Source organism: Caldibacillus thermoamylovorans (genome assembly GCF_000751775.1).
Classification (GTDB): domain Bacteria; phylum Bacillota; class Bacilli; order Bacillales; family Caldibacillaceae; genus Caldifermentibacillus; species Caldifermentibacillus hisashii.
Genome location: NZ_CCRF01000039.1, coordinates 65,949 through 88,449, shown reverse-complemented (window position 1 = coordinate 88,449; position 22,501 = coordinate 65,949). Strand labels below are relative to the sequence as shown.

The 22,501-nt window shown below is 37.4% G+C and carries 23 protein-coding genes; 14 read left to right on the top strand and 9 right to left on the bottom strand.

The window, feature by feature from the left end; genetic code table 11:
- Positions 1 to 60: 60 nt before the first annotated feature.
- Positions 61 to 243: a YjzD family protein gene (locus tag BT1A1_RS06005; protein ID WP_034769107.1), complete on the top strand. Its 183-nt coding sequence runs from the start codon at positions 61 to 63 to the stop codon at positions 241 to 243.
- 250 nt (positions 244 to 493) lie between these two features.
- Here BT1A1_RS06005 and BT1A1_RS17840 read toward each other — a convergent pair whose 3' ends face one another.
- From BT1A1_RS17840 to BT1A1_RS05995, 3 genes are all read right to left on the bottom strand, one after another.
- Positions 494 to 667, bottom strand: a complete 174-nt coding sequence (locus tag BT1A1_RS17840; RefSeq protein WP_072012655.1) for a YjzC family protein — start codon at positions 665 to 667, stop codon at positions 494 to 496.
- A gap of 165 nt (positions 668 to 832) precedes the next feature.
- Positions 833 to 1,144 (bottom strand): metal-sulfur cluster assembly factor, encoded by a 312-nt coding sequence (locus BT1A1_RS06000; RefSeq protein ID WP_034769105.1) that lies wholly within the window; start codon positions 1,142 to 1,144, stop codon positions 833 to 835.
- 245 nt (positions 1,145 to 1,389) lie between these two features.
- The gene (locus BT1A1_RS05995) at positions 1,390 to 2,160 is read right to left on the bottom strand and encodes a prolyl oligopeptidase family serine peptidase (RefSeq protein WP_034769104.1); all 771 of its coding nucleotides are present in this window, start codon (positions 2,158 to 2,160) and stop codon (positions 1,390 to 1,392) included.
- Positions 2,161 to 2,354: 194 nt separating this feature from the next.
- On the opposite strand from BT1A1_RS05995, the gene BT1A1_RS05990 reads away from it, so the two are divergent.
- From BT1A1_RS05990 to BT1A1_RS05985, 3 genes are all read left to right on the top strand, one after another.
- The gene (locus tag BT1A1_RS05990; RefSeq protein ID WP_034769102.1) at positions 2,355 to 3,167 is read left to right on the top strand and encodes a Cof-type HAD-IIB family hydrolase; all 813 of its coding nucleotides are present in this window, start codon (positions 2,355 to 2,357) and stop codon (positions 3,165 to 3,167) included.
- A gap of 253 nt (positions 3,168 to 3,420) precedes the next feature.
- Positions 3,421 to 3,561 carry a hypothetical protein gene (locus BT1A1_RS19060; protein ID WP_162835726.1) on the top strand — a complete coding sequence of 47 codons (141 nt, stop codon included), beginning with the start codon at positions 3,421 to 3,423 and terminating at the stop codon, positions 3,559 to 3,561.
- A gap of 12 nt (positions 3,562 to 3,573) precedes the next feature.
- The gene (locus BT1A1_RS05985; protein WP_034769100.1) at positions 3,574 to 3,768 is read left to right on the top strand and encodes a DUF3813 domain-containing protein; all 195 of its coding nucleotides are present in this window, start codon (positions 3,574 to 3,576) and stop codon (positions 3,766 to 3,768) included.
- 91 nt (positions 3,769 to 3,859) lie between these two features.
- On the opposite strand, the gene BT1A1_RS05980 is transcribed toward BT1A1_RS05985, so the two are convergent.
- Positions 3,860 to 4,702, bottom strand: a complete 843-nt coding sequence (locus tag BT1A1_RS05980; RefSeq protein ID WP_034769098.1) for a YitT family protein — start codon at positions 4,700 to 4,702, stop codon at positions 3,860 to 3,862.
- A gap of 149 nt (positions 4,703 to 4,851) precedes the next feature.
- On the opposite strand from BT1A1_RS05980, the gene BT1A1_RS05975 reads away from it, so the two are divergent.
- From BT1A1_RS05975 to BT1A1_RS05970, 3 genes are all read left to right on the top strand, one after another.
- Positions 4,852 to 5,757: a DegV family protein gene (locus BT1A1_RS05975; protein WP_051989035.1), complete on the top strand. Its 906-nt coding sequence runs from the start codon at positions 4,852 to 4,854 to the stop codon at positions 5,755 to 5,757.
- A gap of 20 nt (positions 5,758 to 5,777) precedes the next feature.
- Entirely contained in the window at positions 5,778 to 5,909 is a 132-nt protein-coding gene (locus BT1A1_RS17835; RefSeq protein ID WP_072012654.1) for a DUF3941 domain-containing protein, read from the top strand.
- An 84-nt stretch (positions 5,910 to 5,993) separates the two neighbouring features.
- Positions 5,994 to 6,485, top strand: a complete 492-nt coding sequence (locus BT1A1_RS05970; RefSeq protein ID WP_034769096.1) for a YajQ family cyclic di-GMP-binding protein — start codon at positions 5,994 to 5,996, stop codon at positions 6,483 to 6,485.
- A gap of 136 nt (positions 6,486 to 6,621) precedes the next feature.
- Here BT1A1_RS05970 and BT1A1_RS05965 read toward each other — a convergent pair whose 3' ends face one another.
- On the bottom strand, positions 6,622 to 7,989 hold the full coding sequence (locus BT1A1_RS05965; RefSeq protein ID WP_269147488.1) for an alpha-amylase family glycosyl hydrolase: 1,368 nt from the start codon (positions 7,987 to 7,989) through the stop codon (positions 6,622 to 6,624).
- Between the two features lie 445 nt (positions 7,990 to 8,434).
- Between BT1A1_RS05965 and BT1A1_RS05960 the strand changes: the two genes are divergently transcribed.
- Positions 8,435 to 9,007, top strand: coding sequence for a DUF2777 family protein (locus BT1A1_RS05960; RefSeq protein WP_034769094.1), 573 nt, complete (start codon positions 8,435 to 8,437; stop codon positions 9,005 to 9,007).
- 137 nt (positions 9,008 to 9,144) lie between these two features.
- Here BT1A1_RS05960 and BT1A1_RS17390 read toward each other — a convergent pair whose 3' ends face one another.
- Both BT1A1_RS17390 and BT1A1_RS05950 read right to left on the bottom strand, forming a co-directional pair.
- Positions 9,145 to 11,730 (bottom strand): EAL domain-containing protein, encoded by a 2,586-nt coding sequence (locus tag BT1A1_RS17390; protein ID WP_051989033.1) that lies wholly within the window; start codon positions 11,728 to 11,730, stop codon positions 9,145 to 9,147.
- Between the two features lie 202 nt (positions 11,731 to 11,932).
- Positions 11,933 to 12,271: a YisL family protein gene (locus tag BT1A1_RS05950; RefSeq protein WP_034769092.1), complete on the bottom strand. Its 339-nt coding sequence runs from the start codon at positions 12,269 to 12,271 to the stop codon at positions 11,933 to 11,935.
- A gap of 695 nt (positions 12,272 to 12,966) precedes the next feature.
- Between BT1A1_RS05950 and BT1A1_RS05945 the strand changes: the two genes are divergently transcribed.
- From BT1A1_RS05945 to BT1A1_RS05920, 6 genes are all read left to right on the top strand, one after another.
- Complete coding sequence (locus tag BT1A1_RS05945; protein ID WP_034769090.1) at positions 12,967 to 13,188, top strand: spore germination protein; 222 nt, start codon at positions 12,967 to 12,969, stop codon at positions 13,186 to 13,188.
- 36 nt (positions 13,189 to 13,224) lie between these two features.
- The gene (locus BT1A1_RS05940; RefSeq protein ID WP_034769088.1) at positions 13,225 to 13,455 is read left to right on the top strand and encodes a spore germination protein GerPB; all 231 of its coding nucleotides are present in this window, start codon (positions 13,225 to 13,227) and stop codon (positions 13,453 to 13,455) included.
- Positions 13,456 to 13,519: 64 nt separating this feature from the next.
- The gene (gene gerPC / locus BT1A1_RS05935; protein ID WP_051989032.1) at positions 13,520 to 14,149 is read left to right on the top strand and encodes a spore germination protein GerPC; all 630 of its coding nucleotides are present in this window, start codon (positions 13,520 to 13,522) and stop codon (positions 14,147 to 14,149) included.
- Positions 14,130 to 14,306: a hypothetical protein gene (locus BT1A1_RS05930; RefSeq protein ID WP_034769086.1), complete on the top strand. Its 177-nt coding sequence runs from the start codon at positions 14,130 to 14,132 to the stop codon at positions 14,304 to 14,306. The genes gerPC and BT1A1_RS05930 overlap by 20 nt, the downstream gene beginning before the upstream one ends.
- 1 nt (position 14,307) lies before the next feature.
- The gene (locus BT1A1_RS05925; protein WP_034769084.1) at positions 14,308 to 14,709 is read left to right on the top strand and encodes a spore germination protein GerPE; all 402 of its coding nucleotides are present in this window, start codon (positions 14,308 to 14,310) and stop codon (positions 14,707 to 14,709) included.
- A gap of 79 nt (positions 14,710 to 14,788) precedes the next feature.
- Complete coding sequence (locus BT1A1_RS05920; protein ID WP_034769082.1) at positions 14,789 to 15,007, top strand: spore germination protein; 219 nt, start codon at positions 14,789 to 14,791, stop codon at positions 15,005 to 15,007.
- A gap of 201 nt (positions 15,008 to 15,208) precedes the next feature.
- Here the strand turns inward: BT1A1_RS05920 and addA are convergent, their stop codons facing one another.
- Together addA and addB are read right to left on the bottom strand one after the other, a co-directional pair.
- A complete protein-coding gene (gene addA, locus BT1A1_RS05915) occupies positions 15,209 to 18,991 on the bottom strand; it encodes a helicase-exonuclease AddAB subunit AddA (RefSeq protein WP_034769081.1) in 3,783 nt (1,260 codons plus the stop codon).
- Positions 18,988 to 22,458: a helicase-exonuclease AddAB subunit AddB gene (gene addB, locus BT1A1_RS05910; RefSeq protein WP_034769079.1), complete on the bottom strand. Its 3,471-nt coding sequence runs from the start codon at positions 22,456 to 22,458 to the stop codon at positions 18,988 to 18,990. Before addB ends, addA begins: the two co-directional genes overlap by 4 nt.
- Positions 22,459 to 22,501: the final 43 nt, after the last annotated feature.

The window sequence follows — 22,501 nt, the reverse complement described above, 5'->3', positions numbered from 1 at the left end:
ATGATTTCTTTATATGATAATGAAGAAAATAATTATAAAATGAAAAGCAGGTGGAGTTTCATGAAATATTTTTGGACCTTTTTCTGGGTATTTCTTTTATCACATATGTTAACTTATATTGTCGGGTCAATAAAATCCGCTTCATATGATTTTACAGTTGGAACAATTTTAGCAATCGGCATCTCGATTATTCTTTTCCTAATTGCGGCAGTTATGCCAAAAGATAAAGAACTAAATGTGTAAGAGAGTGAACCGATTACGATTAAGTTCGGCGACTCGTCATGCGTAGTTCATCGAAAATGACAAGTATTTTTCAGTTTTTACTTAATTTCAAATTTTTCTCCGGTGATTTCCTAAGTGCCGGTCATCTATACGTAAAGTATACGAAAAAAGGTTGTCCTTTAGGGGAGTCATTTCTATTCTCCCTGACAAGACAACCTTTTGACTTTTTGCTTCCAGAATTTCATATAATACAAAATATGAAAAATCGAATTTAACCCTTAAAGGTCCAAATGCGGTTATGATTGGAGTTTTCCGGGAAACGCTGTCCTGCTTTTAACCGGACTTGTCTTGGATTGACGACAGACGATCCTTCTTCTCCTATTTCAATATATATCCCGTCATTTGGTGCTTTGTACCCTGCTCGGAAACGACGATTTTCTCCCATTGCTTTCATCCCCCTTTCCAGATTTCTCATTATTATCTTTTACGAAAAGAGGGAAATCATGAATTCAGGTAGAGATGAAAAAAATGACAGTTGAAAGCAGGCTCTCAAAACTTTTCGAAAGGGTCTGGCTGAACCATCATCCCCTTCCTTAGGGTCAGTTTCGGATTAATCCGGAATTCCTAGTGCAATCTTTGCATAACGACTCATCATATTTTTTGACCAAGGTGGATTCCAGACAATATTCACCTCAGTATCTTTCACTTCCGGTATATCAGAAAGAGCTATTTTCACTTGGTCAGAAATGATACCGCCTAATGGGCAACCCATTGTGGTCAAAGTCATCGTCACAATGGCTTTGCCGTTTTCATCCAGATCAACATCATATACCAACCCAAGATTTACTATGTCAATTCCAATTTCAGGATCGATTACTTGTTCAAGCGCACCGAGTATATTTTCTTTTAAAGCTTCATCCATAAAAAATCCTCCTTTCCAATTCATATTCTATCATACCAAAGATACATAGAAAAATGAATTAAGTGAAACTTCCGTCAAAGGGGATATTTTTTCCCCGCTAATGTTAGTTGAACCTATCGGACGCGTGCGGGCAGTCCGTTCACCACCTGTCTTCTTTCCATGCTCGAATATCTTTAGGTGAAGTCTTACTTTCCGTTAAGGTAAGATAAATTCTTGGCCACTACAAGTTGGATAAGGTTGGACATTTATTGAAGAAATTGCTCAAACCAGTCAACCGTTGCTAATAACCCTTCTCGTGATACTTTATGTCCGGCATGATGATCTAAAATAAAGCGGATATGGTCCGGATGTTCTGAATAATTTTCCTTTACCTTTTGATAAAAATCATAAGCATATGTATAGGGAACAATTGGATCCTTTTTTCCATGCCAAAATAGCAGCGGACGATTGTTTAACTTTTCCGGATTCATACTTAAGTCAACAGTCAACAGTTTCTGATACTCTCCTTCTAATTGCTGTTCCGAATACGGAATTTTATATCCTTGGCTTTGCAGTTCATTAACGAGATAACGAGCGAAATGGTGATAAGCGGGATTCCCCATTAAACTGACAGCTGCCTTTATCCAATCATATTTACATAAGGCACCAAAGGTCGTAATTCCTCCCATTGATGTGCCGGCAACACCAATTTGATTTTGTAAAGTTCGCCTGTTTCGCACATATGCTTCCTTTAATTCTCCAAGTTCCTTAATATTTTTTAAGATTATTTTCCAAAAATATAAAGCTTGTTCCTCCATCGACAACTTTCGGCTTCGTTCTCCGTGCAAATCAGCCTCAGGAAGGACAACCCGTATATTTTTTTCAGCCATCAAATAGGCGTAATGCAAATTATGTTCTTTTGCACTTGTAAATCCGTGGAAAAAGAAAACAGTGGGTACCGCTTGATCCAACAACTCTTTTTGTACAACTTCTAACAACGGAATATTAGCAACTATTTTCTTGTCAACAATAATCATTATTTTCCTCCTAAAAATCCAATCTCAGTCTAAAACTCCTTGTACCAGTAAGGAAATTGTATAAAAAATACAAGCAAATCTATTGTATTTCTACCCATATATTATAAACTAATATTTAATACAGTTTCTTAATAACAGTTTAACACGAGTGTGCTATAATTGCTAAATAATGACATAATGAAAGGAATGTCTCAATGAAAGATAAACACTTAATTGCATTAGACTTAGATGGAACGTTATTAAAAGATGATAAAACCATATCTGAAAAGACAAAAGCTGTATTAAATCAAGTCCAAAATGATGGTCATGTTGTCATGATTTCTACCGGAAGACCTTATCGTGCTAGCGAAATGTATTATAAGGAATTGAACTTACAAAGCCCGATTGTCAACTTTAACGGAGCATTTGTTCATCATCCGCTCGATGCCGGTTGGGGTGTATATCATCAACCACTCCCTTTAGAGGCGGTAAAAGATATTATTGAAATTTCCAACCAGTATTCCATTCAAAATATTATCGCTGAAGTAATGGACCATATTTATCTTCATTATCATGATGAAAAATTAATTGATTTTTTCAAACTGGGGAATCTGTCCGTTACTTACGGTGATTTACGTAATTTTTTAAAAAATGACCCAACCAGCTTACTGATTCATTCAGACGAAAAGAATGTTGAAAAAATTAATTCCTATCTCTCAGAAACAAAGGCGGAAGTTATCGAACACCGCAGTTGGGGCGCCCCATATCCGGTTATCGAAATTGTAAAACACGGAATTAATAAAGCAATCGGTGTTAAAAAAGTCGCCGATTATTACGGAATTCCCCAAAGTCGGGTGATTGCTTTTGGTGATGAAGATAATGATTTAGAAATGCTTGAATTCGCCGGACATGGAGTGGCCATGGGAAATGCGATTGATATGGCCAAACATGTCGCAAAAGACGTGACATTATCAAATGAAGAAGACGGAATCGCTGTTTACTTGGAGGAACTTTTATTAAAGTCTTGAACTTCAACTAAAGCAAGCAATTCATCGGCTGACTGGTTTACTTCTTATAGGAACATTCATTAAAGTCTTCAATTTATTGATTTTCAAGTTATACGTCCTTTATTTTATATGAATGAATAGCGTAAATTTTTAACCAAATTCGGGCAAGGTTGTCGTATTCTGACAGTTTTTTTTGACACAATTGGGATATGTTAATAAGGAACAAGAAGCCAAGTTTCCTTCTTGTTCTAATTGTAATGACGGAGGGATACGAATGGGCAAAAGTAGTAAATCAAAGCGTTTTGTTAAGCAAGGTGTCGATGCGGTAACTCGTCATTCGGAAAAAATCCCTTACCATTTAACGTATGCTGAAGCTGAGGCCAGAAAAATGAATAATCATTTTGATTCATTATAAGGTGGGAGCAAAATGGCAAATCAATTGTTACAACAGGCTAGGGAATTTACAAAACGATTAAAACAAAAGAATGATATCAGCCAAGACGATATCGATAAAGCAAATAACGCTATTTCATCCGCTTTTGCTAATTCGACTGAAGCAGAGAAAGAACTTTTGCAACAATACCAACAGGAATTGGATGCAGTAGACTCTCACAACAGCTAATCCCCCGGAAAAAATGACAGCTCGGTTCGGAGCTGTCATTTTTTATTTCGGTTTGGCAGTCTTATAAAGACACGCATTCACCAAGTTTTCTTTAATCTTTTCTAAACAGACCGATGACCGAGTCCGTTTTTACAATATTGGTAAATGCCTTAGGATCAACTTCTTTAATGATTTTCCTCAGCTCAAACAATTCATACCTACTAATTACGGTGATTAACATATCCCTTCCTTCATTGGAATACGCCCCGTGCGCAGGAACGACGGTTGCCCCTCTCGTTAGCCGGGTTAAAATTGCCTGCTTCAAATCTTTGGAATTTTTGGTCACGATCATCGCCGTCAGTTTTTGCGCTTGTGTATGGAGAATATCAATCACTTTTGATGAAGAAAATAATCCAACCAGCGTGTAAAGAGATTTTTCCCAACCAAACAAGAATCCGGCAGAAATAATAATGAAACTGTTTAAAATTAACGTAAATCTGCCGACGGATCCTTCAACAACTCTTGATAAATATACGGCAATAATATCCATACCACCGGTTGAAGCCCCAAACCTCAGAGTCATTCCTGCTCCAACTGCGCCGATCACTCCGCCAAATACCGCATTTAGCAAAATATCATCTGATAATTCCTTTATCGGTATCAAGTTTAAAAACATGGAAGAAAAAATAACACTAATAAAACTATACAAAGTAAAAGTTTTACCGATCTTTCTCCATCCTAAAATCGTAACCGGTATATTCAACAGCAACAACCAAATTCCAACAGAAATATGAATTTTAAAATATTCACTAAATAATCTTGACAGCAATTGACTCAATCCGGAAAAACCACTTGAATAAACACCCGCCGGTATTAAAAAATAATTCATGGAAAATGCAAAAATAAATGCACCGATGATAACAATGATGAATTTTTTTACATGGAATAAAGTCATGATGTAACCTCCATTTCAGCGCGGTAATACTAGTATTTTTTTATTGTTTCCTAAAAACGGCTTGGATTTCCGTGAAGTTTTGGTTTAATTCTCCAATTTTTGATGATAAACTAAAGCATATAAGAAACATTCGAAAGTGGTGATGGGGATTGACAAAGGTAAAACTTATTACAGACAGCGGTGCTGATTTACCATACTCTTTTTTACAAGAACAAAACATTGACTTGCTTCCTTTACAAGTCGAATTGGACGGTGAAGAATATGATGATGTGATTTCGATTGATTCCAAGAAAATATTTGATGCCATGCGTAATGGCAAAACACCAAAAACATCCCAAGCTTCCCCAACAAAGATAAAAGAGGTTTTTGTCAACTTAGCCAAAGAAAAACGCCCTGGAGTTTATATTGCTTTCTCGTCACAATTGTCCGGAACGTATCAAACGGCATGCATGATTAGAGAACAGGTTTTAGAAGAGTATCCTGACTTGGATTTAACGATAATTGATACAAAAGCGGCCTCTTTAGGACAAGGATTAATTGTTTTTCATGCCGCTAAACTGGCGAGTAGCGGAGCAACAAAGGAAAAGATCATCCAAGAAACCGAATTTTATTGCAGTCATATGGAACATTTATTTACTGTCGATGATTTAGAATATTTGCGGCGCGGCGGTCGGGTATCAAGAGCCAGTGCTTTTGTCGGCGGACTTTTAAATATAAAACCTTTATTGAATGTTGAGGACGGTAAACTGATTCCAATTGAAAAAATCCGCGGAAAGAAAAAAGTGTTGAACAGGATTCTGGAGTTAATGGAAGAACGTGGTGTTAATTTGAAAGACCAGCTTATCGGCATCAGCCATGGAGACGATGAGGAAACAGCTCGGCAGATGAAAAATATGATTGAAGATAGATTTGGTTGTAAACATTTTTATATCAATATGATCGGTTCGGCAATCGGTGCCCATTCCGGACCGGGTACACTTGCCATTTTCTTTTTAATGCTAAGGCGAATAGTGAACTTGATATTGCCCCATAATAAGATAAGCGTTAGTATTTGAAATTATTGAGGAGGGTCTTTATGTCAAGAACTTCTGATGATGATAAGAAACCGGTGGACCATCAGGCACTTCGCGAAAGAAAAAACGAATTGAAAGAAAAAAACCGAAAAGCCGGTAAACACCAATATTCAAAGAAGACCGATCATTTGTAGTTTCTAGCTGCCTCCGTCTGTTTACTTGCCCGTTTCCTTAGTTTTCCCTATAATGAAGGAAAACATATGAACGGAGGTAGCTTAATGGCGAAAGAAAGCTCATTTGATATTGTTTCTAAGATTGACATGGCTGAGGTGACGAATGCCATCAATTTAACAATGAAAGAAATTCAAAATCGATATGATTTTAAAGGAAGCAAAAGCGATGTAAAACTGGAAGGCGATGAACTTGTTTTAATTTCCGATGATGAGTTCAAAATGTCGCAGCTAAAGGATGTTTTATTAGGTAAACTGATTAAACGCGGTGTACCAATCAAAAATTTGCAATACGGAAAAATGGAAAATGCTTTTGGCGGAAATGTACGTCAGCGCGCAAAACTAATTCAAGGTATTGATAAAGATAATGCCAAAAAAATTAACACAATCATTAAAAATACCGGTTTAAAAGTTAAGAGTCAAATTCAAGATGATCAAATCCGCGTGACCGGAAAAAGTCGAGACGACCTGCAAAAAATCATTGCAGTCATCCGTGAAACAGACTTGCCGCTCGATGTACAATTTATTAATTACCGATAATGGATTTACATAGTTAGATGCTATTCAAGCAATGATAGAGCCCGGGAGTGATGAACGAAACACTTTCCCGGGCTTAAAATTGTTAAAAGCGCTGGCACCATTTCAATTTTTTCATATATTTACAATATCCAATTAATTACCCGTTATTTTTCCCGCGCTTCCAAATATAGAAATAGAGAATCAAAAACACGATCGGGATGGCAATGATGACGATAACATTTAACATTTTAAGGCCATGGTCATCGCGTACGATATAAATTTCACTTTCTTCACCATTTATCGAAAGCGGGTAATTGCCGTTTTGTTCTTTAATAAGATCATTATTGACTAGACCTATCAATTGTTTTTTGGAGCCAAGCTTATCTGTCGGGATTAATATTTCCTGTTTTTCAGACGTATTATTCAATGCTATGAATGCCGTTTCATTTTTATAAGACCGTGTATATACAGCCATTCCCTCATTTTCATAAAGTAATGTGAAATCCCCTCTTGTTAAAGAGAGATAATGGTTTCGTGCTCTTCCCAGTTTTTCGATAAACTCAATTAAATCGGGATCAGCACGGAAATCCATCATTGGATCATCACCTGTTATCGCTATTTCCGAACCGTAGTCAATCATCGGAACACCCGGTGTTGTAAACAAATAAGTTAAGGAAGGTTCCCATCTATCTCCAGGAAATTGGTTGGCTGCAACGATATCATTTGTAAATCGGGAAAAACTTGGACCGTCCGTACTTTTTATCAAATATGATGATTCTATTTTTCCAACATCTTGAACCAGCTTTGTTAAAGAATGATTCGGTGTTTTGAAAGACTCCCGCAATTTTAATGTCGTTGACGGAACAAGCAAACTAGTAAAGCCGATATTTTTATAGTCTCTTAAGTTTACAGAAGCTTTTTCGGATAATTCCCCGACGATGTAGAGATCCTTATTCTCGGATTTTATTTTCTTTATTAATCCTGACCAAAATGCTTCCGGAATTTGATCAACTTGTGAAAAAAAGTAACCGTCAATTTTTGTTTCCTGTAACCACCATTTGGCAACCTTCGAAACATACTGAGCTGTTTCCGGGTCGTTCATATTTAGTTTAGGCGAGGTGACGGATTGATTATTTTCTTGATTAGATTCATTTCCATCCTCAATGATAAAACGATTTTGTTTTTCCGGGTCCTTCACCCAAGGATGCTTAGGAGATATCGTTAAAGGAAAATCGATCATCACTTTTATTTCCCTTTTATGTGCTTCTTTCACTAATTGTTTAAACTCGTTCAGCGTCCCATAATGTTCTTCTGGATGATAAAAATCTTTGGTATCCGCTCCGGATCGGCTATATGCACGCTGATCAAAAATCACACCCAACCGAATAGTCGTAAATCCCATTGTTTGGATATAGTCGAGTTTTTGTCTAACACCTTGGAAATCTCCTCCATGATAGGAAAGCTTGTCCTTTGTATTTACAGTAAAATCATTTGAAAGATCGCCGTTGTAAAAACGGTCAACTATAAGGTAATAAATACTTTCATCTTGCTATACCCTTTTGGTTTCTTCAGTTGCAAACACGGCTGTCGCATTTACAAAGAAAATCAGAAAAGCAGGCAAGACCATTCCCATCCATTTTCGCAACATCATTCTCCCCCTTTATTTCTACTCCTCTAGCTTACCTTGTTTCGGAAAGACAGGTCAATAAATGGAAAAGGAGAATGGAAAATTTTATCAAAAATAGAACAGTATAAATTAACATGACATTGCCAATAAATGAAAATGGTGGAACAGTACTTAGAGGGAAACTTAAATTAAGTGGAAATCAATATCCCTAACTCAATGTTATTAGAACCAAGCGGACGCATGCGAGCGTTTGAGCTACTACCTTGACTCGCTTGTTACGACGGGCGTTTGACTTGTGGTTACGTGGAATCAACTTAATCTTGTCAATTGATGGAGGAATTCAATGAAACCGGAACGCTATCGCATCCTTGAAAAACAAGCTCGAGCTTTTTTTGAAGGAATTGTTGAAAAAATTAATGATGACTGGATTATCATTGATAATGAAACAGAAGAAGCCTTTCCCTTGGAGGATTTTTTATATAAAGAAATCCGTATGAAACACCTTAATCATTGGTATAGCGGAATATTAACGGATGACTTTATTGTTCAGTATGAAAATAAACAATATGAACTGCAGGATCAAACCTATGTGAAAATCCGAAAATCATTATCCATTAGTTACCAAGCTTGGCTTGAAGAATTAGCTGATGATGCCTTCTTTCAATTTATCCGCAAATTAAATGAACTTAACTTTTCAATTTACGATATAATTTTTTGCCATAATCACCAATCTTTTCTTGTTACGAAAGAAAAGGAAGGGACCAATTTTTTCGTATTTGATAATACAGTGGAAGTTTGTTCTGTTCATCATCATTTCCATTACCGTCAGGGCCAAAAAAGTGACCGGTTCGAGTACACATTAAATACGGGAAATCGTATTGTGTTACAAGCACTGCAAAGACCAAGCAGAAGTTAAACGATCCTACCTAGTAATTGACGATCCTAAAATCACCTTTAAAATTGGACTTTATAGATATCCCCACGATTAGCTATAAAAGGCTGTACAGGTTTTTGACCTAATACAGCCTTTTATCACAATCACAATAACTCAACTTATGAAATTTGAAATTTTTTGTTGTTCATAATTTCAATAAAACGGTCAGGGTATACCGGTTTTTCAATATAGTAACCTTGTGCATAATCGCAGTTCATTTTCTTCAATTCAATTAACTGCTCATAGGTTTCTACTCCTTCTGCCACTACTTTCACTGACAGACCGTTACCCATCGTAATAATGGCCTTCACAATGGAGTAGTCCACCGTTTCAGATGTAAAGTTATTAATAAAAGAACGGTCGATTTTCAATGTATCGATAGGTAAATTTTTTAAATAACTGAGTGAAGAATAGCCTGTCCCAAAATCATCAATGGATATTCTTACCCCTAAATTTTGGATTTCTTGCATAATTGCAATGGATTTTTCAACATTATCAATCATACCGGTTTCCGTAAGTTCTAAATGTAGTTTTTTCGGATCCATTCCGGAATATTGTAGTGATTCATGTAAATGTTCTACAAATGTTGGATGCAAAAATTGACGGGCGGAGACGTTAATAGAGATAAACAATTCATCATAGCCTTTGTCAAACCATTCTTGATTTTGCCTACACCCTTCCATGAGCACCCATTTTCCAATTTCATGAATCAGCCCCGTTTCCTCGGCAATCGGGATGAATTCCATCGGTGAGATCAACCCCAGGTTTGGATGATTCCAGCGGATTAATGCCTCACTCCCGTTAATTTGACCTGTCTGTAAGTCTACAACCGGTTGATATAATAAAAACAATTCCTTTTTTTCAATTGCCCGCCGCAAATAATTCTCCAACTCAAACTTATATTTAATTTGTACATTCATTTCACTGGCAAAAAATATAATTTGGTTTCCTCCATACTTTTTCGCTCGGTTCATCGCCGTATCCGTATTTCTTAAAATTGTTTCTGTATCGTTCCCGTCATCCGGATAGTAACTTACACCGATGCTGGCCGATATGGCAAACTCCTGGCCTTCATATTCAAGCGGTTCTGAAATAGATAATAATATTTTATTTGCCAAGATCATTATTTGCTTTGCATCCAGTTCTTTTCTTAAAATGACAGTAAACTTATCACCTGCGAAACGACCGATAAATATATCATCTGTAAGCAAAGATTTTAATCGATTGGCAATTATACCAATAACCATATCACCGACATAATGGCCAAAACTGTCATTAATTAATTTAAAGCGGTCAATATCAATAAAAAGAACAGCAAACTTTTTGTTTACACTGTCTGAAATTAAGTTATCTACCGTTTCGGTAATTTTTAACCGGTTGGGCAAGTCAGTATCTTTATCATAAAAGAGCATTCGATTGGCTTTTTCCAACGAGCAGGAAAGGCAAGCCAGTTGTTTTGTTACAAGTTTCATTGTATTTGCAAAGTATAATTGCTTACTCATCTCTGAAGTGAAATGATAATAAAACTCTTTTCTTTTTGCAGCCGGCGGTGTTTCAGTTTCGCGTTCTGAGCTAATTTCTGAGATTGCTATTTCAACATCTTTTTTACTAGCATCCAGGAGTTTATCGGTTTCTGATAAAGCTATTGCGGAAACAGAAAAATTCGTCGTCACATCTTTGACACTTCCCGACATTCCTTCACTTAAAGTGATCAGCCCTGACACTTCACCCAACGCTTGTAAATGATGTAATTCCTGGCTTGTAAATGATTCAAACAGAGTTTTTCTCCCCATATTTATAAATGTAAAAACCGTTTCAACGGAATCATTCGCCAGCCTGTTTAATTGCAGTAAACTACTTTCGATCATACGTGCCAAGTCAAAATAGACCAAAAATAATTCATCACCGGAACGTAATTCCAAGCTTGCCCTCATTGCCCCATCCGGTAATATGTCTTTTATAAAACAAAATTTGTCTTCACCATTTTTTAAAAAAATGAAAGGTAACTCACAACCGGCCTGATGAAAGTCTTTTAGATTGAAACCAAAACTCTGTTCAAAAAATCTTATCGGCTTTTCATTATTGATAGATAAAATTCGATCATTTTCCGCTTCCGTAATCTTAATACACTCACCGACTTTACTATATTCGATATTATGGTATGTATCTATAAATAAATTAGGATTATAGAGTTTTACAAAAACAATACCATTAGAGGTTACACTATCGGACGTGAACACCAAAACTTCCTTGTCGGATGTATTCGTTGCACTGCCTCCTGCAACGATTACTTCTTTTTCAGCGGGAATATCGTTAAAAAAATCACGGGTCTGGATCGATGGATGCGTCGTGTAGGCAATAATCGTTTTTAAGTCCAAATTATCCGTTTCAACCTTTTTATCATGATCCGTGATTTGAATAAGTCCTGTCTCTACCTTTGTATGTTCGAAAAGAGTGAAGTTTATTACTGTTCTTCCTTCCACAATTTTTCCATCCAGAATGGCCGCAGATGATGTGCATCCAATCAACTGTACATCCGGTAAAAGTTCTTTCATGATGAATTGAATTTCTTGTATTTCCTTCCAAGTCCCATTTCCGACAAAAATCTGCGCCAGTATATTTGTATACAATCGTAAACGATGTTTTTCAATAAAATTTTTAAGCTGCTCTTTATCAATAAACTCATAATTGTATGTCTCTACCACAGCTTTCACCTGCTTTTGTCATATGAAAAAGTGTCATTAAATATGTTACAACTATAAAAATAGCATATTTAAGTGAATTTGTAACGAAAAAAAGAAAAGAATTGACAAAATACGACAATTCTCTTAATCTCGGTTCACCGATATATATCGTTTCAGATGATTCCTAATCTTTTTATGTAATCTTATTAAAGTTCATTGACCTTTAGAGTGGTAAAGTGAATCCCATATAAATGGTTGCTGCCAAAATTACAAACCATAAAATCCAATAAATCGTTGTTGATTTACCCCTTTTGATGCCCGCAAGAACCAGTTCCATAAATACAATAACTAAAACTCCGAGAAGAGCTTTTATATGATAGCCCGAGGATGGATCAACCAGAAAGTATAATTGAATACCGCTTCCAATTATGAACAAGTAAAATAGACGTAATATCATCGAGACGATTTTTGCAGGCTTTTCATTTTTATTTTTTGTCAAAAGGACAGCTACGATAAATAAAATGATGGCAACCACCCAAGATGTAATATGCAGATGTGTCATTTTTTAATTCCTCCCAATTAATAATTCGATTAACACCCAAAAAGGTTTTTTCAGGAAATTTAATGGTTATCACCCAAAAAGCCCATTTTTCAAAAACATTTACGCTTAAATGGCAATATTTTGTGTCTTGATAAAAATTGTTAGTACTATATTTGGCGCAAATCTTTCCTTAAAACCTTTTTGGGTGCTAATCATTTAATTAATATTTGTAGGAACTCTATTTTGTATGAATTTTCTTGATTAACCCTTTCGGCGCAAATCATCATTTCCCTTTTTACATATTATCATAAGTTTGGTTTAAATGATAATAATTGGTATATTTTCATATTGGACGAATTTAATTGAGAAATAAGCCGAAATGGCCCATAGAATTGTCCAAATCGTGTGCTATGGGACAAAACAATAAATCTTAAATTTACTACTACTAGATCGAATTTACATCTCTGCTGGAAATTCTTCATTTCTTAACGTACAAAATATAGGCACTTATAGCACCTTTCCTTTAATGAATCATACAATAAAGTGAAACTTCCATCAGGGGGGCTCTTTATCCCCACTGATGGGTTATTTGAACCAATTGGACGCATGTGGGCAGTTCGCTCCTCACCTATCTTCGTTGTAAACTCGAAAATCTTGAGGTGAGTCTTACTGCCCGCTAGGTGGATAAAGGGAAAACGGGTTAGGAAGTGAGCAATATGCCTGCAGTAGTCGGAATTGTCAACGTAAATTCAATCGGATCCAGTAGTGTTTTTAATGTGGGGGATGTATATCAAATTAGTCCCTATACAATGAACAAAACATTTGCAGGTGCAGGTTCATTTAATACGGCCGAGCAGCTTTATGTATATAACCATCGCAGCAACACAAATACCTATGACCGCGATGTAGTCGACCAACCGAACAGTTTTAATGTCTAACCGAAATAATCATAAGAAGACAAACAGGTGAAAAAAATGAATATTTATGTTCAACAAACGATTCAAATTAATATACTGCGAATTAATAGCATTGCGAACTCCTCGGTTTTACAAATTGGCACTGCCGGAAAGATTAGCGCGATAACAGAAGCATATAATACCGGAGGATTTACCGGTGATGCACCGGAACCGAACTACGAAGGGTTTACCAGTACAACTGCGGCACAACCTCTCACCATTCCGGTACAGGGAGCAGGACAGAGATAAATTGCTACTTTAATGGAACAACTATTCTTTCTCCATATTCAAACTGCATAAGGAAGTGATGTCGTTGCAAAATGATTTCTATACATTTATAAATCAACTTGCCTCACAACTGAAAAGGCATGAAGAAAAATTAACAAAATTAGAAAAGGCTCATGCCGATTTTGCGAAAACGATTGAAACACTAAAAAATCAGCCGCCAATAAATGTGGAAAGAATCGACTACCATTTTGATCAGTTGAAAATTGAACGATTGGACGGGACATTGAATATTGGCTTGAACCCGCAAGACCTTCAAGGAATGGATGAATTCTCAATTCCAACACCCCATTTCCGCAAAGAACAAAGTGAAAAAAGTAAGGTGCAACTAAACCAATTACAAGACAAATTAAATACGTATTTAGAAAAAGAGCTTCCATTATTTATTGAAAAAGCAAAAAAAGAAATGGGACTTGAACTGGATGAATCCTATGCAGCATTTATTCAAGAAGATATTCGCAGGCAACTGCCGGAGAGACTAGCCTTTTATTCACAAAAATTAGCCAAAAATCGTCGCAATTTTTCTGTTAACGAGGAAGAACAAGAAATTTATCAAATGACTATTCACGACATACAACAAGCTATATACGCTTTTTTACGCCAATTTCCAATGAAAGGACAAAAGGGAGAGGAAAAGAATGATCTTGGAAGTGATTAATCACGATTTGCATGTAGTGAATATAAATATTATTGCGATTGCCAGCTCCTCTGCTGTTTTAGTAGGAGACACAGATTCGATGCAAATGGTGTGTGCCTATGATTCACCTTCATCTTCCTTGTTAATTGGTCCATTCGTCCCTATAGCGACACGTTAATATGTTAAAACGTATATCAAAGGTGGAAAGAATAGGCATACAAATTCTTACTTTTTCCTCACATTTACTCATTGGCGACAGCACCATTATTAACGCCAAAAGCGACACATTTGCGGTTAAACGCGATAAAGAGTTGTTTTTAGAAAATGAAGGTGATGTAATAAATTACGGCATTTTTTCTCTACCGCTTATACTTCCTCCAATAGATCAGCAAATTTATTATCGGAACCAACATATGTGTGGTTGTATTGTTGTTAACCGAATAAATATTTTAGGGGCAACGAGTTCATCTATTATTCAGATTGGCAGTAATAAAAATATTTATTTAGAAAATCGCCGAAAAGAGATTAGACAAATTGCCGAGCCTGAAAATATTCAGAAAGCAACAAATCAAACGGAATAAGAACATATTGCGTCAATTTTCATAAATTATAAGGAAGTAGTGTTTGAAAGCTTAAACCTTATGATAAAGGATGGTAAACATGCCAGCCATCATCGGTTCGATTCAACTTATTAATATAGGCGGTGGTGTTGTTAATTTTGGCGACACATTGAATATTGCACCAAAGTCGAATACGAAACAAAATCAAGGCTCCGGTTCAGGGAATATTGGAGGACTTTCCATTACAAATAATGGATTTAGTGCAACGAATGCCGTCGACCCTGATCTAGTAGACCAACCTTCCGGACAGAATAATTAGTAAAACTTAGCTATCGTGAAACTTCAATCAGTGGGGCATCCCCCCACTGATTGTTAGTTGAACCAATCGGACACATGCGGCCATCCCGTCCCCACCTATCTTCTTTGTAAACTCGAAAATCTTGAGGTGAGGGTCTTGGACCGCCTTTTAGGTGAAATAAAAACCCGTACAGGTTATTTATGTATCCTGTACGGGTGTATTTCACTTAACCGGCAATATATGGCCACCGTCAAAAAAGTATAAGTATGCATCCGTTACGGGAACTGCCAATATGGTTTCAACCGCTCTCCGATATAAATAGATTTGTGTTTGATAACGTTGTAATAATACCGGCTTTGCTTCATCATACCCCTTTGTAAATCGGTCACTGATTTGATCCGTTTTATAATCGACCAAAACAAGACCGGATTTATCTTTAAATAAACAATCAATGATCCCTTGAACAAAAACCGGGTCATCCCCTTCCGACCAATCGGGATAAATTTCTTTCGGGTGTACAGTAAAGCTGAACGGAACTTCTCGTTTCACCCAGTCGGCCGCCAATATTCTTTGCCCTAAATCTGAATGATAAAATTGAACAATCTCTTCCAGATGAATCATATTTGCCTCATCTTCTGTCAGCAATTCTTTCTCTTGCATATAAAAAATTTGGTTTGTTAACGATTCGACAGTTGGCATCCTGCGTAAATCAATATGTTGCATGACTAAGTGCATGGCTGTTCCCTTTTCTGCAGGAGTCAACGTCTTTTCCTGCATAAACTTGGGCCTTTTTGTAATAGGCTTTTTAAACGGTCGGATTAGTTCTTCACCACTATATTCATCACGTATTTCTTTCAGTCGTTTGATTTCCGAGACAGATTGTTTGCTGCGATGCACGGTTGCCGCTTGGTAGCGATATTGCCAGTTCAACTGATGAGAAATTTGCTCTTTATATGCAGACTCAACAGGAACCAACTCTCCCTGTTTCACAAAAGTTAAGAAATGATCACTGGCATTTTCTCCATTTTCTGTACTTACCAATTGTTGACTTGGTATCAAATGAATCTTCCATTGGGACGAATGGTTAACAATTTCCTGTACAGTTTCATTATCCAAATGGTCGGACGAGTGTAAACGCAATTCCTCCCCATCGCGATGGCGGATTAAGGCCGGACCGATCCAGTCCAAATAATTTTTACTTTCCATACGATCAAAATCATTTAATAACCAATTTGTTTCTTCCAGATACTTTTGCCATTTAGCCAGTAATTTTTCTTTGTTTTTGCTTGAGGCAATGAGATAAAGTTTTTCCTTTGCCCGTGTCATGGCAACATAAAGCACACGCATTTCTTCCGCTACTAATTCAAGCCGTTTTTTTCTTTGCAGAGCCATTTGAAACAGAGACGGGTAGACAATTTGCTTTTCCGGATTGATATATTCCGTTGCAAATCCATATTCCTTATCGAATAAGTAACGTTTAGTCAAATCCTTCATATTAAATTTCCTAGCAAGACCGGCAATGAATACGACCGGAAATTCTAATCCCTTACTGCTGTGAATCGTCATGATCCGGACGACATCTTCTTTTTCCCCTAAACTTCTCGCAACCCCGAGATCATCACCACGATCTTGCATTCGTTCAATAAAGCGCAAAAACCGGAACAAACCGCGAAAAGAAGTCGATTCATATTGCCGTGCCCGATCATATAAAGCACGCAGATTCGCTTGTCGCTGTCTTCCCCCGGGTAAACCGCCGACATAATCGTAAAAGTAGGTATCTCGGTACAATTGCCAGATTAAATCAGATAAAGAACCTTGCCTTGCTTGCGTACGCCATTTTTTCAACTGGGAAAAGAACAGATTTAACTTGTAAATAATTGATTCCTCAAATTCATTTTTTCCTCTTATCCGTTCAAATTTTTTTGCCGCTTCATAAAAGCTCACCTTTCGATCAATGATTCGAATCCGGGAAAGCTCTTCTTCATGTAATCCGACAATCGGTGAGCGAAGAACTGAAACTAACGGAATATCTTGATAGGGATTGTCAATAACTTTCAATAAAGCAAGCATAATCGACACTTCGGAAGCTTGAAAATATCCTCCCGCCAGCTCTGCATAGGCGGGTATACCGTATTCCTTCAGTGTTTCCATAAATTGCGGTGCCCAAGTAAAGGAACGAAGCAAAATAACAATATCCCGGTATTGAAGCGGTCGATACATTTTTTTCTTTGCATCATAAACTTGTTTTTCACTATCGATGAGCTCCCGGATCTTTTTCGCTACAAATCGGGATTCCATTTCCGATTGTTGTAATTCTTCTTCTGTAAATGAAACCGTCTCAGTGTCATGGTCCTCTGTTTTATCCTCATTCTTCTCCAATTGATCCTCTTCATCATCCTCTCGATAAAGAATTGTCAGTTCAACGGGATAGGGCTCATCTTCCGGATAGGCGGCACCTTTTTTCAATTCTGCCGCTTCATCATATTCAATTTCTCCGACTTGAACCCCCATTATTTGTTTAAACAAAAAGTTCGTTGCATCCAAAATTTCCTGTCTGCTGCGAAAATTTTGCGCTAAATCAATCCGAAGACCATGGTCTATTCCATCATGGGTAAAAGATAAATATTTTTGTAAAAATAGATTCGGCTCAGCTAACCGAAACCGGTATATAGACTGTTTAACATCCCCGACCATAAATAGATTTCCATTTTCTTCCGTAGGTTTTTTCACCAATTGAAGGATGGTTTCTTGCACCATATTCGTATCTTGATATTCATCAATAAAAACTTCTTTGAACTGCTTCTGATAGGCAAGGGCTGCCTCGGTCGGCCGAAGAATACCGGATTCATCCGTTTGTCCAAGTATTCGAAGCGCAAAATGTTCAAGGTCAGAAAAATCAACAACGGCTTTTTCTCTCTTCAACGAATCAAATTTTTCTGCAAAAGATTTAACTAGGCGAACCAATGTCTCAACCGGTTGTTTCATTTCCTGCATATCTTTTAAAAATGTTTCCGGTTTTCTGGAGAACAAGTCCACTTGTAATTTTTGAATGATTTTTTTCCCTTGATCCCGTAAGTTTTTCGACTCCTCTATCAGTTCAGGAATGAATTCATCACCTCTGCATGATTTAAGAGTCGTAAACTTAATGTTTTGAAAAATATCATAAAGAGCTTGAAATGATTCATTTTTCGCACGGATAATTGAATCCAAAAGCAATAAATCACTTTCGAAATTTTCCGCACGTTTATACGGTCCACCCGGTACTTTCGTCAGTTCCAAACCTTTCTCAAAAAAACTTTTGGCTTCATTTAGTTGCAGTTCTAAATCAAATAATAGCGGCTTGATAAACGGAAGATCTTCCACCGATTGCCCTTCTTTAATATCATAATTGGCAACTAAATCATCAAGCCATTTGTCTGGATTTGGATTGGCTCGGGAAAATTCGTATAATCTCAAAATTAAATCTTGTAAAGCGACATCACTGCGGTCATTGGTATACATATCGACAACTTTGAAAAACGCCTCATTATTTTCCTTACCGTACTCTTCTTCCAACAGGCTTTCAATTGCTTCGTCCTTAAGCAATATCCCTTCTGTTTCATCAAGGATACGAAACCCCGGATCAATATCGATTAAATAATAATATTTTCGGACAATTTCTAAACAAAATGCGTGCAAGGTTGATATTGTTGCATGATTCAATAGGTTTAATTGTCTCCGTAAATGCACGGAATCGGGACGGGCCGCGATTTCCTTTTCAAGAGCAATGCCGACGCGATGACGCATTTCCGCAGCAGAAGCGTTCGTAAACGTGGCAACAAGTAATTCATCAACATTTATCGGGTTTTCTTCATCAAGAATTCGCTGAATAATTCTCTCGACAAGAACGGCCGTCTTTCCTGAACCCGCTGCCGCAGCCACTAATATATCTCTGTCTCTTGCATGGATTGCCTTCCACTGGTCATCTGTCCAAATGGCCTCGGCCGGTTTTTGTGGTATATTCAAGATTTCACAACCTCCTTAACCCGCTCCATTGCATTCTCATTATTTAGTGAAGGTAATATTCGATAATTATTTTCCTTTAACGTCTGATCAAACTGGCAAACAGATTTAAACGGGCAATAGGTACAAGGAACTCGATCATCCATTTTATAGGGCGCAATATCGACATTCCCTTCGACGATTTCATTCCCGGTCTTTTCAAATACTTGCCTTACATATTGCCGCAAATGGGAAAAGTCTTCCTTATTTGCTACTTTTGAACGAGCTGTTAGCGTACCATCTGTCTTTAAACCTGCGGAAATAATCTTTGAATCCCCACGCTCCAATGTTTGGTCCATCATCCGAACAACTTCCGGATCCGCTAAAACTAATCCGGTCATCTTGAAATCTTTAAAAATTAACTCTTCTATTTCCTCTATTGTCAATAACTTCTTACTTTTAATAATTGGATTGTGGATGTGGAAATATAGGACACCGGCCGGGTCAGCTTTTGTACCGACGAGCTGTTCTGAGTAGCGAACCAATATATCCAAGTACGTAAGCATTTGTAAAGCAAGGCCGTAATACACTTCCCCGATGTTTAAATCATGACTGCTCGATTTATAATCAATGATTCTTAAAAAGACACCATTTTCGTTCTCTGCCTTATCTATTCGGTCGATTCGTCCAGCTAATGCCATTTTCATTCCATTCTTTAATTGAAACAAAACCGGTGGAAGATCTCCGTTTGGTCCGAATGATAATTCCATACGATACGGAACAAATTTGCTTGATTTTGCCTGTTCCTCAATGACTTCGGTCGCGCGTAAAATAACCCGTTCCAACTTCCGCAATAAATACTGATGGCGATTGGAGCTTAATAAAATTTCGTTTTGCAACTTCGGAGCGAGATATGTAACCGCATCAGCAACCAATGCCCGGATTTGTCTTTTTGTTAATTTTCCCCAAGACAAATTTTCCTTCATTACCTGATCTCCGACATATTTCAGTGCACTGTGAAACATCTCACCGATATCCGGTGCATCAAGGCGGTAAATCTTTCTTTCTTGTAAACGAAGACCATGGGACATAAAATGTGAAAACGGACAGCGGTTAAACATTTCCATTCTTGAAATGCTCCCATTTATTTCTTCCCCGTAGAGATCTTTAACCGTAGATGCTGAGAGCCGTTTTGCTTTATTTTCATAAAATAAACTTGAGAGTACCTTTACAGCCGAGTCTCTGTCCCTGCCGGTCATCAACAGGTTATATCCGTCCCACCAAATCGCATCAATAGGTTCATGACGTTTGTAAGCTTGTAACTGGTACGTTACATGTGTTAGTGCCTGCTTCCGGTTTAATAAAAATTCAAGTTGTTCTTCCGTTGGTAATTCACTTACCTCATTTCCAAAAAATAAATGGTTTCCATTCGGGAACATTTCTCCCAAACGTTTTAAATACGGTGAAGGGATTAACGCTTTCCCTTCTTCATTTGCTAACGGATAACTAAGGAATAAAAGTTCCGCCGGAGTCGTAAATGCCTTATAAGCGATAAATTCTTCGTCCAGCAAGCGCATTTTATTGGTAGGAGCGAGCGTTAAACCGGATGAGAGCAGTTTTTCCCTTTCCTCATCGGTCAAAATACCATCCTCCTGAAATTTCATCGGCATAATTCCGTCAATCATACCGATGACAAACGCAACCTTAATGTCTGATAGTCTTGATAATTCCAAGTCGGCAATGACCACTTGATCAATCGCAGGAGGAACTAAAGAAAAATGTAGGGATTCAAGGCCCGCTTCAATGATTTCGGAAAACTGTTTAATCGATAGTTCTTTATCTCCTAATATTTCAACATATTCATCTAGTAATTGGAGAACTCCGTCCCAGGCTTGTCCATGTTCACGACTTAGCATTAATTTCCCGTTTTCCTCGGCATCTTGCTGCATTTTTTCCAATTTAGCAGGTATATCAAGCTCCTCTAAATATAAAAACAAAGCGGTACAAAGCTCTTTGCCGTTCTTTGCTTTCTTCAATCTGCCTGCTAAACGGTTAATCGGAGCGGCGATCATCAAACGGGATTCATTCAATTCTTGCTCAAACTTTTTTTCTTCATCGGTTTGAGGAAAATCCCGATCCAGTCCGCTAATCCTCCGATAGCGCCAGCGTTCTTTCCGCGTCCACTTGTCCCCTTGAATACCGTATGCCAAGCAATAATTTTCAAGTCGGTCCATTTTTTCCCGCATGACATGAATATTTGCATTTAATGGAAAAAGCAAGTCGGTTTTAACCGCACGAAAAACAGGATCATAGCGCCAATAGCTCGTTATAATTTCCAAAGATGAACGAATAAATTCGATTAACGGGTGGTTTAGCATCGGTCGCTTTTGATCAATATAATAAGGTATTTCGTAATCATGGAAAATCGTCTCAAACAGTTCTTGGTAATTTTGACCGTTTCGGACAAGAACGGCGATGTCTTTATATCTGTACCCTCGATCGCGAACGAGGGCAACAATTTTCCTCCCGATTCCTTCAATTTCCGCCCTTGCGTTAGTAGCTTCACAAAAGTAAATATTGGCATCCTTTGTAAATGGTTGAACCGGGAGCGCTTCATAATATTTTTCAAGATGGGCAAGTGATTCATCTTGAAAACGTACTGATTGATTTAAAGCGACATCTTCCTCTACTTCAATTCCGTTAATCCTGGCAATCTCATAAACGGTCGCATAGGTTTCTCCCGTCATTCGGAACAAATGAAATTCTCCCGGTAAACTTTCACGATAAGTTCTTTCACCATTTAAGGCAATTGTCACCCTCCTTGCACTTTTAAGCAACTGTTCGATGACTAAATATTCCTGTGGGGTGAAACTGTAAAACCCGTCGATAAAAACTTCGGCATCCTTTAGTGTTTCTGATTCCTTAATTTTTTCAGCCAAAAGCATTAAATAATCTTCTGAAGCTAAGTATTTTTGCTTAATTGTATTTTCAAATTGCTCATAAATCAGCTCTAGGTCATGAATTTTTCCTTCCAGTGTCGGTTCATTGGAAATGGTTTCGAGCTCATTATTTAGTTCCGATGGGGTAATACAGTATCTCTTAAATTCTGTCACTATTTTTTCCAGATGATCAATAAACCCTTTTTTTTCGGCACTTTGTTTGAAAACAAGGAACTTTTCTTTGTTTTCATTAACAATTTTCCGAATTAACATATTTAAACCGGTCGTACTGATATGTAGCCGGGTAATCCCGCCTGTTTCTTGAAGGATTCGCCAGGCAAGTCGGGTAAAGCTATATACTTGCAATCGAATCATACCTTTAAGATCCGGTTGCGACACCATTTTATATTCAGTTAAAAATGTCATTTGGTCCGGGACAATCAAAAAGATTGGTTTCCCGTCAGGTTTTTGTTGCAATGATTCCTTCATTTCATTTAACAAGAAAGTTGTTTTTCCACTGCCGGAACGACCTCTAACAAATCGCAGTGACATCCGCATCTGCCTCCTTACATAACTTTAAACGACATTTTCAGAA

Bases quoted from the DNA above. Each gene is read 5' to 3' on its own strand.
- BT1A1_RS06005 (WP_034769107.1), top strand. From the start codon at position 61: ATGAAATATTTTTGGACCTTTTTCTGGGTATTTCTTTTATCACATATG.
- BT1A1_RS17840 (WP_072012655.1), bottom strand. From the start codon at position 667: ATGGGAGAAAATCGTCGTTTCCGAGCAGGGTACAAAGCACCAAATGAC.
- BT1A1_RS06000 (WP_034769105.1), bottom strand. From the start codon at position 1,144: ATGGATGAAGCTTTAAAAGAAAATATACTCGGTGCGCTTGAACAAGTA.
- BT1A1_RS05995 (WP_034769104.1), bottom strand. From the start codon at position 2,160: ATGATTATTGTTGACAAGAAAATAGTTGCTAATATTCCGTTGTTAGAA.
- BT1A1_RS05990 (WP_034769102.1), top strand. From the start codon at position 2,355: ATGAAAGATAAACACTTAATTGCATTAGACTTAGATGGAACGTTATTA.
- BT1A1_RS19060 (WP_162835726.1), top strand. From the start codon at position 3,421: ATGGGCAAAAGTAGTAAATCAAAGCGTTTTGTTAAGCAAGGTGTCGAT.
- BT1A1_RS05985 (WP_034769100.1), top strand. From the start codon at position 3,574: ATGGCAAATCAATTGTTACAACAGGCTAGGGAATTTACAAAACGATTA.
- BT1A1_RS05980 (WP_034769098.1), bottom strand. From the start codon at position 4,702: ATGACTTTATTCCATGTAAAAAAATTCATCATTGTTATCATCGGTGCA.
- BT1A1_RS17835 (WP_072012654.1), top strand. From the start codon at position 5,778: ATGTCAAGAACTTCTGATGATGATAAGAAACCGGTGGACCATCAGGCA.
- BT1A1_RS05970 (WP_034769096.1), top strand. From the start codon at position 5,994: ATGGCGAAAGAAAGCTCATTTGATATTGTTTCTAAGATTGACATGGCT.
- BT1A1_RS05960 (WP_034769094.1), top strand. From the start codon at position 8,435: ATGAAACCGGAACGCTATCGCATCCTTGAAAAACAAGCTCGAGCTTTT.
- BT1A1_RS05950 (WP_034769092.1), bottom strand. From the start codon at position 12,271: ATGACACATCTGCATATTACATCTTGGGTGGTTGCCATCATTTTATTT.
- BT1A1_RS05945 (WP_034769090.1), top strand. From the start codon at position 12,967: ATGCCTGCAGTAGTCGGAATTGTCAACGTAAATTCAATCGGATCCAGT.
- BT1A1_RS05940 (WP_034769088.1), top strand. From the start codon at position 13,225: ATGAATATTTATGTTCAACAAACGATTCAAATTAATATACTGCGAATT.
- BT1A1_RS05930 (WP_034769086.1), top strand. From the start codon at position 14,130: ATGATCTTGGAAGTGATTAATCACGATTTGCATGTAGTGAATATAAAT.
- BT1A1_RS05925 (WP_034769084.1), top strand. From the start codon at position 14,308: ATGTTAAAACGTATATCAAAGGTGGAAAGAATAGGCATACAAATTCTT.
- BT1A1_RS05920 (WP_034769082.1), top strand. From the start codon at position 14,789: ATGCCAGCCATCATCGGTTCGATTCAACTTATTAATATAGGCGGTGGT.
- addB (WP_034769079.1), bottom strand. From the start codon at position 22,458: ATGTCACTGCGATTTGTTAGAGGTCGTTCCGGCAGTGGAAAAACAACT.